The 11,811-nt window shown below is 67.0% G+C and carries 11 protein-coding genes; 1 reads left to right on the top strand and 10 read right to left on the bottom strand.

The features are described from left to right. Positions 1-7: 7 nt before the first annotated feature. From AC0LPE_RS11710 to AC0LPE_RS11680, 7 genes are all read right to left on the bottom strand, one after another. Positions 8-754, bottom strand: coding sequence for an oxygenase MpaB family protein (locus tag AC0LPE_RS11710; RefSeq protein WP_490606274.1), 747 nt, complete (start codon positions 752-754; stop codon positions 8-10). 73 nt (positions 755-827) lie between these two features. Next, complete coding sequence (locus tag AC0LPE_RS11705) at positions 828-2,243, bottom strand: phytoene desaturase family protein (protein ID WP_490606273.1); 1,416 nt, start codon at positions 2,241-2,243, stop codon at positions 828-830. Continuing rightward, complete coding sequence (locus tag AC0LPE_RS11700) at positions 2,240-4,057, bottom strand: DUF3556 domain-containing protein (RefSeq protein ID WP_490606272.1); 1,818 nt, start codon at positions 4,055-4,057, stop codon at positions 2,240-2,242. The genes AC0LPE_RS11705 and AC0LPE_RS11700 overlap by 4 nt, the downstream gene beginning before the upstream one ends. A gap of 73 nt (positions 4,058-4,130) precedes the next feature. Next, positions 4,131-5,594: a class I adenylate-forming enzyme family protein gene (locus AC0LPE_RS11695; protein WP_490606271.1), complete on the bottom strand. Its 1,464-nt coding sequence runs from the start codon at positions 5,592-5,594 to the stop codon at positions 4,131-4,133. A 131-nt stretch (positions 5,595-5,725) separates the two neighbouring features. Continuing rightward, positions 5,726-7,039 carry a PucR family transcriptional regulator gene (locus AC0LPE_RS11690; protein ID WP_490606270.1) on the bottom strand — a complete coding sequence of 438 codons (1,314 nt, stop codon included), beginning with the start codon at positions 7,037-7,039 and terminating at the stop codon, positions 5,726-5,728. Positions 7,040-7,222: 183 nt separating this feature from the next. Beyond that, positions 7,223-8,059 carry a hypothetical protein gene (locus AC0LPE_RS11685; protein WP_490606269.1) on the bottom strand — a complete coding sequence of 279 codons (837 nt, stop codon included), beginning with the start codon at positions 8,057-8,059 and terminating at the stop codon, positions 7,223-7,225. Next, positions 8,056-8,895 (bottom strand): MerR family DNA-binding transcriptional regulator, encoded by an 840-nt coding sequence (locus AC0LPE_RS11680; RefSeq protein WP_490606268.1) that lies wholly within the window; start codon positions 8,893-8,895, stop codon positions 8,056-8,058. The genes AC0LPE_RS11685 and AC0LPE_RS11680 overlap by 4 nt, the downstream gene beginning before the upstream one ends. A 142-nt stretch (positions 8,896-9,037) precedes the next feature. On the opposite strand from AC0LPE_RS11680, the gene AC0LPE_RS11675 reads away from it, so the two are divergent. Further along, entirely contained in the window at positions 9,038-10,018 is a 981-nt protein-coding gene (locus AC0LPE_RS11675; protein ID WP_490606267.1) for a pirin family protein, read from the top strand. Positions 10,019-10,073: 55 nt separating this feature from the next. Here AC0LPE_RS11675 and AC0LPE_RS11670 read toward each other — a convergent pair whose 3' ends face one another. From AC0LPE_RS11670 to AC0LPE_RS11660, 3 genes are all read right to left on the bottom strand, one after another. Continuing rightward, complete coding sequence (locus tag AC0LPE_RS11670) at positions 10,074-10,832, bottom strand: 2-phosphosulfolactate phosphatase (protein ID WP_490606266.1); 759 nt, start codon at positions 10,830-10,832, stop codon at positions 10,074-10,076. A gap of 87 nt (positions 10,833-10,919) precedes the next feature. Then, positions 10,920-11,324 carry a DUF1304 domain-containing protein gene (locus AC0LPE_RS11665; protein ID WP_490606265.1) on the bottom strand — a complete coding sequence of 135 codons (405 nt, stop codon included), beginning with the start codon at positions 11,322-11,324 and terminating at the stop codon, positions 10,920-10,922. Continuing rightward, the gene (locus AC0LPE_RS11660; protein ID WP_490606346.1) at positions 11,321-11,773 is read right to left on the bottom strand and encodes a cupin domain-containing protein; all 453 of its coding nucleotides are present in this window, start codon (positions 11,771-11,773) and stop codon (positions 11,321-11,323) included. Before AC0LPE_RS11660 ends, AC0LPE_RS11665 begins: the two co-directional genes overlap by 4 nt. Positions 11,774-11,811: the final 38 nt, after the last annotated feature.

Raw genomic sequence — 11,811 nt, 5'->3', positions numbered from 1 at the left:
AACAGGGTCAGGCCTTGCGCGCACGCACCTTGCGGTAGGGAGTCTCGTCGATGCGCGTGGTGATCTCGGCGACCATCTTGTCGTACGACTCGTTCTTGCGGGCGATGCCGATGAGCTGCTTGGTGGTGCGCGCCGCGGCGCGCAGGTTCATCGGGCGCCCCTCGATGCCGTACATCAGGCGTGCCCACTCCGGCAGGAGCGACAACATGCCGTCCTGCACGACGACGAAGGTGGACACCTTCACCGGATTGCCCCACAGGTTCGGCTTCCGGAGTGCGTGCGTCACCTCGGCAGCGGCGAGCGACAGCGACAGCCAGTGGCGCTGCTCGTCGACGTACGCCTCGAGGTCGGCCCGGGTAGCGGGCAGGCGGGCCGGGTCCGCGCCGACGAGTTCTGCGGCGATGTGCTGTTCGACGACGAACTTGTCCTGTTCGGCCGGGGTCAGGTCGAGGCCGAAGGCTTCCGCACCGCGCAACAGCGCGAATGCGAGGGCGTTGTGGGTCCAGTCGATCCACGCGGGTTCGTCGGCGCGCAGCGTGGTGCCTGTGTCCGGGTCGTCCCACACGGCGTGAGCGTGCATGCGGCGCACCGACGCAGCGGCGGCATCCGCATGGGCCTTGTCGCCGAACATGACCGTGTCGAGATAGCGGCCGGTGCGCTCGTCCCGCCCCTTCGGATCGACGTACGCGGCCGACGCGCGCTCGAACAGTCGCATCATGCCGGGGTTGAGTGCCTGCAGCAGTAGGCCCGCCATGCCGGCGACGCGAGAGGACGAAGTTTCGCACGCCCCGCGCACCCCCACCGCACATTCACCCCGGAAGATCACCTCATGCCTTCAGGTACGCCAGCGCCGACCGGGCCGCGTGGTAGCCGCACATGCCGTGCGCCCCGGCACCCGGCGGAGTCGCCGCCGAGCACAGGTACACGCCGGGAACGCCGGTCGCGTACGGGTCCAGGGCCGGGCGGGGCCGGAGCACGAGCTGCACCGCACTGTTGGCTCCGGTGACGATGTCGCCGCCCACGTAGTTCGCGTTGTGGACGGACATCTCGGTCGTCGTCCGCACGTGCGCGGCACGGATCGTGTCGCGGAAGCCCGGGGCGAACCGTTCGATCTGGGCGGTGATCGGCTCGGTCGCGTCGCCGGTGTACCCGTGCGGGACGTGCGCGTAGGCGTAGAGCGGGTTCAGGTTCCCTGCGGAGCGCGACGGGTCGGCGAGGAACTGCTGGCCGACCAGGACGTAGGGGCGATCGGGCATGATCCCCCGGTTGACCTGACGTTCGGCCGCCGCCGTCTCGGCGTACGAACCGCAGACGTGGACGGTGCCGGCGCGGCGGGACGGTTCGTGCTGCCAGGGCACGGTGCCCTCGACGGCGTACTCGACCTTGAACGCTCCGGGCCCGTGCTTGTACCGACGGTAGGCGCGGGCGGTGCGGCGAGGCAGCCTGTCGCCGACAATCCGCACGGCGTCGGCGGGTGAGGTGTCGAGGAGCACCAGATCGGGGTTGCCGAGTTCGTCGAGGGACTCCACGCGCACCCCGGTTTCGACGGTGCCGCCGTTCTTCTCGATCAGTGACGCCATCGCTGCGGCGATCGCGCGCGATCCGCCCTGCGCGACCGGCCACCCGTAGGCGTGCGCCGCCGTGCCCAGCGCGATGCCGATGGCCGACGACATCGGCGAGCCGAAGGGCCGCAGGGCGTGTGCCGCCACGCCACCGAAGAGGGCGCGCGCCTCGGGAGTGGACCAGGCGCGTGCGAGCGCGTCGGCGGGCATCGCGGCGAACATCCCGAATCTGGCGAGCAGCACCGGATGGACGGGTACGTGCAGCATCGGCCGCAGGAAGTCCTCGGTGATGCCGCCGAATCGTTCGGTCAGTGCGCCGAAGATCCGGCGCCACCTGGTCCCGTCGGTCCCGAGTTCCGTGGCGGTGTCGTCCACGGATCGGTAGGCCGCGCCACCACGTCCGCCGTCGAGCGGGTGGGTGTACTGCACCTCGGGCCACGACCAGGTCAGTCCGTGTTCCGCGAGGTCGTACCTCCTGCTGAAGGGTGTGTCCACGGCCAACGGGTGGAAGCCGCTGCATTCGTCGTGGAGCAGGCCCGGCAGGGTCAGTTCGCTGCTGCGCGTGCCGCCACCGATCGTCTCGGCTGCCTCGAGCACTCGTACCCGTACGCCCTCGGAGGAGAGGACGACGGCGGCAGCGAGCCCGTTGGGCCCGCTGCCGACTACCACCGCGTCGGTCATGCTCCAACCTTGACACGATCGGGTCGGACCTGCGGGTGGAGGTAGGCCGTTCCGGCCGGTTCGTAGCCGGCCATACGCCAGGTGACGGTGTGCGGGATCGGGCCGTCGGGCAGCCACGGTTGCGCCGAGACCGCGTCCTCGATGTGATAGTGACCGCGCTCGACGACACCGAGCGCAGCGTCGATCACCTTGTAGTCCAGCGTCTTCCGATGGATCGGCTGAGACTCGATCCACACGATGACGCATTCTCCCGGTTCGAACCGGCACCGCTCCTGCACCGCGGTGATGGTCTGCTCGTTGTGGAGGTGACCGTCGCCGAACTGCCAACCCACCAGGGTGGTGCAGGTGAACTCACCTTCGCGGATGCGGTAGTTCTCGAGCTTGTCGAGGTGCCGCATCATCAGCGACATCAGTCCGCGCCCCTGGCTGTGCATGGTGCGCCATGCGACCGCCTTCTGCATGAAGATCTCGGCGACCTCCTTGCCGAACGCCCCGCTGAGCTGGTCGATCTGGTTGTCGTTGAACTTGGTGAGATTCTCGTTGAGCTTGTTCTCCGCCTCGTCACCGCGGAAGGCCCACAGCGCCGACGCCCAGTTGCCGGCGTACTGACGCATCGACGGCAGGAAGGAGACGAGGTCGGGGCGCAGGTTGCCGAGGATCGGGAACAACAGGAAAGCGACGAGGATCGGTGCGAGGATCCAGACGGAACTCACGTCGCCCACACCGTAACCGGCGCCGGCGGGGAATCCACCGAAGAGCCAGACCGCGGCGAACATATAGAAGACGTTCCACTCGAGCGGCACCGCCAGCGGGAAGGTCGAGGTGATGAAGATGTGGAACATGACCATGCCGATGATGGCGAGCCAGGTGATCGTCGTGTTCGTGGAGAACAGCAGCACCAGCGGGACGACGAGTTCGACGACGGTGCCGCAGACGTGGGCAAGGAACCAGCTGACCTTCGACGGACGCAGGTCCTGCGGGAAGTTGCGGTAGAGCGAGCGCTTGAACCGCTTCGAGGTGATCCACGGGGTGTTGCTGAGCATCGGCGGGATCACATTGGTGAAGTGGTGACCGAACTTGGAGACACCTGCGCCGAACCACACGGTGACCAGCGCGATCTTGGCGGCCAGGATCATATCGACGTGGTTGCTGAAGATGCCGAAGAAGAACATGACGGCGACGTACTGTTCCGAGCGTGCGGCCAGGAAGACCACGCGGTCGCGCAGACCCATGACGACGATGAGGCCGACATAGGTCAGCAGCGCCCACTGCGGGAGCAATCCGACCTCGCTTCCCGGCAGGGCAGCGGTCGTGACGCCGGGTCCGAGCAGCAGGAACAGCAGCGTGGCCAGGAGCGCGAAGTAGATCGCGACGTCGACGACGGTGCGATGGTCACCGCGGGTGAACGGCACCACCTTCGGCCAGGGTGGGAGCCGCAGGGTGCCGCGGCGGGTCCAGTAACGCCAGCCACCGGTGAACGGCTTGAACTTGAACGCCAGCGGTCCGGAGGACGACGCGTAGCCGGTGATCTCGAACAGGAGCGTCCACACCATCAACTTCTGGTAGACGATCGGCTCGCCCCACCAGCCGGCGGGATCGGCGAAACCCAGTCCGGGCGTGGTGAGTCCGACGACCGCCACCCCACCGAGAACGTAGAAGATCAGCTTGTACACGTAGAGCATGTGCATCTGTTTGGGGCTGCCGAAACCGTATTCGGCCCAGTGGGTCGCCAGCACCCGCATGCGCTCCATGAAGGGCATGTCGTCGTAGGTGGCCGGGTCGACCGGTGGCATGTCTGCCGTCTTGAATCCCATTGTGACTCCTGAAGGTGGGCAGGGCTCATCACCGCGAGGGGCACTCGCGTCGAGGTAGGACGAGGGATGGGGGTCAGGCGTGTTGCAATGTGCGCCTGAGCGAGGGTTTGTCGATCTTGCCGACGGGGTTCTTCGGTAGCGCGTCGAGGATGTCGATCCGCTCGGGCACCTTCGCGCGCATCAGGTGCCGCCGGCAGTGCTCGAGAAGGTCCTCGGTGGTCGTCGTCGCAGCCGGGTACAGCACCACGTAGGCGACGGGAACCTCACCGAGGACCGGGTCGGGCCGCCCGACGACCGCGGCTTCGAGAACGTCGTCGACCGAGGTCAGGACGGTTTCGATCTCCTTGGGATAGATGTTCTCGCCTCCGCGGATGATCATGTCCTTGACGCGGTCGACGATGCGCAGATAACCGTCCTCGTCCAGGATCCCGATGTCCCCGGTGTGCAGCCAACCGTCGCGGACGGTCTCGGCGGTCGCATCGGGGCGATCGAGGTAGCCACGCATGACCGTCGGTCCCGCGATGACCACTTCCCCTGTCTCGCCGGGTGCCAGCAGTTCACCGTCCGGGGACATGATCCCGATCCGCTGTCCGGGCAGTGCCGGTCCGACCGTTCCGAGTTTGCGGACGCCGTCGACGGGATTACAGGCGGACGCGCAGGTCGCCTCGGTGAGTCCGTATCCCTCGACCATGACGAAGCCGAAGCGGTCGTGGCACCGCTGCAGCAGTTCCTTCGACACCGGCGCCGCGCCACACACCACGAACCGCAGGGACGAGGTGTCGGGGCGCACGGTGTCGGGCAGCGCCGCGAGCATCGCGTAGATCGCGGGTACAGCGGAAAAGTATGTGGGACGGAGCTTTTCCACGTGGTCGAAGAACCGGGTCGCGGAGAACGATCCGATGACACTGAGCTGTCCGTGCGAGCGCCAGACCGCCAGTGCACTCACCATGATCGCGTTGACGTGGAACAGCGGCAGGACGAGCATGCAGTGGTCGTCGGCGGTGAGACGGAAATGCTGCGCCATCGTCGACGACATGGCCTCGGCGTTGTCGTGATCGAGCATCACGCCCTTCGGCCGGCCGGTGGATCCGCTGGTGTAGATGACCAGGCTCAATTCGTCGCCGCGCAGGGCCACGGGTTCGGGGCCGTCGCCCCCGTCGGCGAGATCGTTCACCGCGATGCTCGGCCGGCCCCCGTCGGGTGCGTCGGTCGAAGTCTTGACCACGAGGACAGCGCCGGAGTCCGAGATCTGATATGCCGCTTCCGATTCTGTGAACGCCGGATTGACAGGTGTCGCGGCAGCACCGAGACGCCACGCCGCGATCATCGCGACGAGCAGTTCGATCCGGTTCGGCAGCATGATCGCGACGATGTCACCCGCACCGACGCCGTGACGCGCGAACTGCGCTGCGACAGCGCGGGTTCGGTCGTCGAGCTGAGCGTAGGTGAGTTCGATCCTGTCGTCTCGCACCGCCGTACGAGAGCGATCCTCGGCGGGGACGTTCCAGGGGAGAAAGGGAAAGCGGGAGAAGGGCATCTACAGCTCCTCGGTCCGACGAGCACGTATCGGTTGTGATGCACGACACTATGCGGTCGGCGTGATCCAGGACACGTCCCCACGAAACCAACTTCGACGCTTCTCTTGTCGATTCTGCACAAAAAAACGGGTCAGCGACCGGACGAGCGCTTTTCCTTGGACAGCAGCACGGGCCGTCCGAGCACATGACAGACGTGCAGAGCCAGCTCGAGATCCAGCCGGTTGTCGGAGATCGGCCGTCCCCGTTCGTCCTCCGCCTTCTGCAGCCGGTACTTCACGGTGTTGCGGTGGAGGACGAGTTCCTCGGAGGTCTGCACATAGCTTCCGCCGGTTCGCAGGAACACCCGCGTCGTGTCCCGCAACCGCTCCGCGGCCGGGCTGTCGATCGCGAGTCGGCCCAGCGTATCGGCGACGAAACGCCTGGTCGTCGCGAGATCGCGTGCCAGCACCGCTGTCGCGGACATGCCGTCCTCGCCGTAGTACACCGCTCGGCTGTGGGGAACGGTCGCGGTGCTCGCGACGATCCGCACCGCCTCGGCCTGCTCGTGACTCCGCCGGAACCCCGCGACCCCGACCTCCGGCTTCCCGAACGCCACGCGCAACCCGGGGACGGCCTGCACAGCCGTCCGAAGGCGTGACACGTCGACGACCGTGCCACCCGCCGTCGTCGTCCACAGCCAGGCCGTGCGCCGATCCACCGGTACGAACAGGGGTGCGCCTCCCCCACCGGCCGCGACGGTGAGAGTCTCTGCCGCCGCCGCGAGCGTGGGCGTCTGGTCTGCGCCCTGCGCCGGGCCTTCGATCCACGCGATCGCACCGAGGTGGGTTCCGTCGAGCCGGTAACCGGTCTTCGTCGCGAACTCCTCGGTATCGAATGCACCGCCGCTCAACACCTGCTCCACCAGCGCCGACGTCACATTCTCGGACTGCTGGACCAGCACCCGCTGCTCTTCTTCGTGTGCGTCGAGCACGACGCGCGTCATCCAGTCCACGTACTTGTGCATCCACCCGGCGAAATGATGGAGCAGTTCGAGTTTCAGGTCGGGTGCACAATCGAGCTGCTGGATCTCCGCGAACATCTGGTTGAACAGGTCGTCGGAGCCGATGTGGTACGCCCGCCGCAGCGCCGCCGCAGGAACGCCGTGTCGCGCGAGCCGCACCGCATACTCCGTGGCCGCGGTGATCGGCTGGATGCGATCGAGCGGGATGTCGTTGCTGATCATGTGCAGGATGGTGGCGACATTGCCCTCCACACTTGCCCGCAGCATGTCCGTCAGTTCGGACTCGTCGAGATCCTCGACGACCGACTCGATCGCCGCGTCCATGCTCGCCACGAGCTCGCCGGACCGCCGTTGCAGCCGCTCACCGACCACCACGACGAGTTCCTGCACCTCGGCGGCACGCGCGTCCTTCGACGGAGTCCCGCGTCGGGCGTCATCGCTCATTGCACTCGTCTACCAGAAAACTCTCGTGCACAGTGCGCGATCACCACACCACCGGCGAGGTCTTACCCGAGCGTCAGCCTGCGGCTTCGTCCTGGCATGCCGCATTGCCATACACGATGACCGCAGGTCACCGCATGGGGAACGGATCCGGTAGACGAAATCGTCGATTTCACCCTCGTCGCCTCAGGCGAGGAGCGCGGCGTCGAGCACTCGGCGCGCCGCTGCGGGCTCGTCGACGTGGATCGCGAACCGGCTCACGAGCGCCGGACGGCGGCGATGGTCGAAGAAGGCCGGCAAGAGGGCCTCGACGGGTTCCGCGAGGACGAGATCGAGATTGGTGCCGTCGGGACCGGGCAGGAACAGCACCTCGCCGTCCACGCCCGTCTCCGTCGGCTGAAAGCGGCGGCGCGGGAGGCATCGCTGCACGTTGTCGATGTCGATATGGGCCACGACCTGATGCCCGGAGCGCAGGACCAGGCCGTCCCGCGTCAGAAGATGCGGATTTACGACACGATCCGCGAGCCACCCGACGAGGGGTAGAAGCGAGTACACCGACACGATCAGCAACGTCCAGCGCAACCACTCCCAGGGCACGAGTATGTGGACCACCGCGATCTCGATGACCGACGCCACGAGCCATCCGATCGGCACGCTCATCGTGCCTCGGGTATAGCCGATCGTCGTCACCTCAGGGCCGGCGCCGACGCGACACCCTCGTATCAGGAACCACAGTGCGCGGTAGCTTCTCAACTCTGCGCGGATCAGGGTCGCGGACACGCGGCCGACGAGTTCGTCGAGCACCCCCGCCCACGGTGTTCCGGATCGGCGCAGGACTCGGACGCGCAGTGCGCCGACGATCAGCACCAGGATCCCGAGAGGAAGCTCGAATCCGAGCCAGACCTTCAGCGCGGTCGCCGGTGTGAGGACACCGAACGCGGCAAGGACGGCGTTCGTACATGCCACCACCACGGTGAGGATGAGAGCGGCCCGCTGGACGAGCCGGACGGTGCGCCCGGTCATGCCCGCGCTCCGTCCCGCTGCGGTCCCGACTGTGCAGAGACGCGCCGGACGAACCCGATCGCGACGGCCTGCTGCGCCGGGTCCGGAAGGAACTCGGCAAGCACCTCGGTGTTCGATTCGAGGGCAGCTGCCGCCTCGGCCGCCCACGAACCGAGCACCTCCGCCATGATCGGGATGTCGTCGAGCAGCGCGGTCATGCCGTCGATGACGGCGGTGATCTCGTCGGTCGCCGCGGTGGGATCCTGTCCGGCGAGCGCACCGAAGCGTCGGTAGACGGCGATCATCGCGTGCCGTTGTCCGGGGTCCTCGAGCAGGGTTCGCATGGCGTCGAGATACTCCGGCGATGCCTGCCCGGTGAGTGCGAGCATCTCCCAACTGTCGCGTTCGCGGACGAACAGCGACCGGGTGTGCGGGTCGTCCTCGCCGTCGATAAGTTCGTCGAACGCGTCGACGATCGGTGACGGCAAGGGCGAGAGCCGGTCGCCGGCGCGGTGACGCTCGAGAATCGCGGCGAGTGCCTCACGTTTGACCTGGAGCGTCCGGATCTGATTATCTGCCGCCTCGAGCAGCGATTCGAGGTCTGCGGTGAGATCGGACTCGGCATCTCGGTCGCTGCCGTCGGTGAAGTGGCCGCCGAGGACGGTCGCCACCGAACCCAACGGAACACCCGACTGGGCGAGCCAGCGGATGCGCAGCAGGCGCACCAGGTCGGCGAGTTCGTAGTCCCGGTATCCGTTGGGTGTCCGTGAGGGTTCGGACATGAGCCCGAGCCGGTGATAGTGCCGGACGGCGCGAACGGTGGTTCCTGCGGCCTGGGCCAAGTCACTGATTCTCATGGCTTCAGCATCAACCCTGACGCTGCGTCAGGGTCAAGTCGAAGATGCACCCGCGCGTCCGGGCGGGAACAACTCGGAGAGAGCAGTGGTTGAGTGCAGTAAGGTAGTTGACAGATCAACTACATAACCGAGAGGGGTTACCGTGCCCGCCGTGACCGTCGACAACGTTCTCGCTCTTCCCCGCGTCGAAGAGCCCGCACCCGACGCGCTCTCCCGTCCCGTCCTATCCGTGACCACCGCACCGCGTGGCTTCGAAGGCGAAGGCTTCCCCGTCCGCCGTGCGTTCGCGGGCATCGAGACGAAGTACCTCGATCCGTTCATCCACATGGATCAGATGGGCGAGGTGAACTACGCACCCGGCGAACCGAAGGGCACACCCTGGCATCCGCACCGCGGCTTCGAGACCGTCACCTACATGATCGACGGCATCATGCAGCACCGCGACTCCCACGGAGGCGGCGGCACGATCGGTGGCGGCGACACCCAGTGGATGACCGCAGGCAGCGGCATTCTGCACATCGAAGCACCACCGGAACACCTGGTGGTCAGCGGTGGACTGTTCCACGGCGTGCAGTTGTGGGTGAACCTGCCCAGGGCCGAGAAGTTCGTCACACCGCGGTACCAGGACATCGGCGGCGGCGAGGTCGCCCTGCTGTCCTCGGCCGACGGCGGCGCGCTCATCCGGGTGATCGCCGGAGAACTCGACGGGCACCGTGGCCCCGGTTCGACGCACACGCCGATCACCCTGCTGCACGCGACCGTGGCGCCGGGAGCGAGCGTCACCCTGCCGTGGAACCCCGAATTCAACGCCCTGGCATACGTGCTCGCCGGTGATGGCGCGGTCGGACCGGAACACCGCCCGATCCGCACCGGACAGACGGCCGTCTTCGGTAGGGGTGAAAGCCTGACCATCTCTGCTGCCGCGACACAGGATTCGCGCACCGACGCCCTCGAGGTGTTCGTGCTCGGCGGCAAGCCGATTCGTGAGCGCGTCGTCATGGCGGGTCCGTTCGTCATGAACACCCGCGCCGAGATCATCGAGGCGATGGAGGACTTCCAGGCCGGGCGATTCGGTTCGATTCCCGCCGTGCACGCCTCGGACGAGAAAGGCCTGGACGGATAGTTGCAATTCGGGTGGTTTCGACCCCGGAAAGCGGGGTCGAAGCCACCCGAATCGTCTATCCACTGTGGTCCACGAAGCGATCGCCGACGAGCACGGGCACGGTCGCACTCCGACCGACCTCCGCTGCCACGGCGACATCGGAGCCGTATCCCATGGCGATCAGCTCCCGACCCGAAGCGCACTCCCCGAGCGAGGACGCCACCTTCTCGCGAACCGCATACCAGGCGGCCACTGCCATCTCGGCCTCGGGCGACGCGGCCAGTTCCGGACGCCGAACCAACACGTCGGCAAGCACCGCGCCCGCACCCCACAGATCTTCGACGCACGGTCGCAGAGACCCGTCGGGCCACTTCTCGCCAGCGGCGATCACTGCCACGGTCGCACCCTCCGACAGCGCCTCCGCGATCCATGCTGCCACCGCAGTGGCATTGCGCAGGCACGCCCCGACGACGACAGACGACGACGTAGCCAGCGAGTGCGCGATCGACGAGCCGTTCGGCGAGGGCAGGACGAGGCGATGCAGGTTGTCGGCGTCGCGAACGGTGCGCGGAGACAGACTCACCTCCCCCGCCTCCGCTCGGCTACGCCCGACCGCCAGGACGGCATCATGTCTCGCGGCGTACTCGGCGGCCGAATCGTCTCTCGCCCAGTACGGCAACACCTCGATTCCACGATCCGCGGCGACCGACAGCGTCGTGGTGAACGACAGCACGTCCACCACGACCGAGATGTCGGAGGCCCCGAGAGCAACCGCTCCGAACAAGTCCCACTCGAAGCGAACAGAAGCATGCGACTGCTGGTGCGCGGGGTTCACGCCTCTACCCTCACACATGCCACGAATCCGGTGTTCCCGACCGCGCTGAGCGAGGTCGAGAACACCAAATCGTCGGCCGCGCCGCTTCTACACCAGCGCCAGCGCCCCGAGCGCGACCAGCGACGGCACGCTTTGGCACAGCGATCCCACCACCCCGGCCCCGCGCGGACGGCTCATCGCCATCCGGTCCGAGGCGAACAATGCAATGCCGGCCAGGAACATGAACGTGCACGTATAGACGACGAGCGTGCGGCCCGGCGTCTCGTAGCCGGTCCACCACAGGATCACGCCGGCGAGTGCTCCGGATCCGAGGAAGAGGTTGTAGAAGCCGACGTTGAATGCCCACATCCGCACCGGCTGGACGTCCTCGGTCGGGATGCGGAACACGTCCCGGTGGATGCTCGGACGGCGGAAGAGGATCGTCTCCCACACGAAGACCAGCAGGTGCACTGCGGCAGCGACCAGGGCCGCGAGTTGCGCAACGACGATCATGGCGAGACCTCCTCGGCGAATCGGATGCCGTAACTGGTGGCGATCTGCCTGAACCCGCTCATCAGCGCGTCCTCGGGCAGGTGCTCCTCCCCCAACGCGTCGAGGTCGGTGAAGAATCCGCTCATCCCCGTCCCGGGACAGACGAGGAGAAAGACCGCATCATCGGTGAGCACCGAGAAGCTGTTCATCGTTCCCGCCGCGATGGTGAGCGTGTCACCGGCGGTGAGTTCGCAGCCCTCACCGTCGAGCAGGACGAGGATCCGGCCGCGCAGCAGGTGGTAGGTCTTGGGCCAAGGCTCGGAGTGCAGCGGCGGTGGGGTGCCGCAGGGCGCCTCGACCAGCATGACCTCGTAAGCGTCGCCGGTGTGTTCACCGGACGACAGGACGGTGACGACGGCGTCCGGCACCGACAATCGCCTGCCCGTACCGGCCCGCTCGAGATGAATCATGGACACATTTGCGACGCTAGGGACCCGGAAGCAGCCGA

The sequence above is a fragment of the Rhodococcus sp. S3 genome, from assembly GCF_058211795.1.
The sequence above is the reverse complement of the archived record's forward strand: the minus strand, read 5'-3'. Positions and strand labels throughout refer to the sequence as shown.

What these genes read in the sequence shown, in the direction of transcription:
- AC0LPE_RS11710 (WP_490606274.1), bottom strand. Translation starts at nt 754, where the DNA reads ATGGCGGGCCTACTGCTGCAGGCACTCAACCCCGGCATGATGCGACTG.
- AC0LPE_RS11705 (WP_490606273.1), bottom strand. Translation starts at nt 2,243, where the DNA reads ATGACCGACGCGGTGGTAGTCGGCAGCGGGCCCAACGGGCTCGCTGCC.
- AC0LPE_RS11700 (WP_490606272.1), bottom strand. Translation starts at nt 4,057, where the DNA reads ATGGGATTCAAGACGGCAGACATGCCACCGGTCGACCCGGCCACCTAC.
- AC0LPE_RS11695 (WP_490606271.1), bottom strand. Translation starts at nt 5,594, where the DNA reads ATGCCCTTCTCCCGCTTTCCCTTTCTCCCCTGGAACGTCCCCGCCGAG.
- AC0LPE_RS11690 (WP_490606270.1), bottom strand. Translation starts at nt 7,039, where the DNA reads ATGAGCGATGACGCCCGACGCGGGACTCCGTCGAAGGACGCGCGTGCC.
- AC0LPE_RS11685 (WP_490606269.1), bottom strand. Translation starts at nt 8,059, where the DNA reads ATGACCGGGCGCACCGTCCGGCTCGTCCAGCGGGCCGCTCTCATCCTC.
- AC0LPE_RS11680 (WP_490606268.1), bottom strand. Translation starts at nt 8,895, where the DNA reads ATGAGAATCAGTGACTTGGCCCAGGCCGCAGGAACCACCGTTCGCGCC.
- AC0LPE_RS11665 (WP_490606265.1), bottom strand. Translation starts at nt 11,324, where the DNA reads ATGATCGTCGTTGCGCAACTCGCGGCCCTGGTCGCTGCCGCAGTGCAC.
- AC0LPE_RS11660 (WP_490606346.1), bottom strand. Translation starts at nt 11,773, where the DNA reads ATGATTCATCTCGAGCGGGCCGGTACGGGCAGGCGATTGTCGGTGCCG.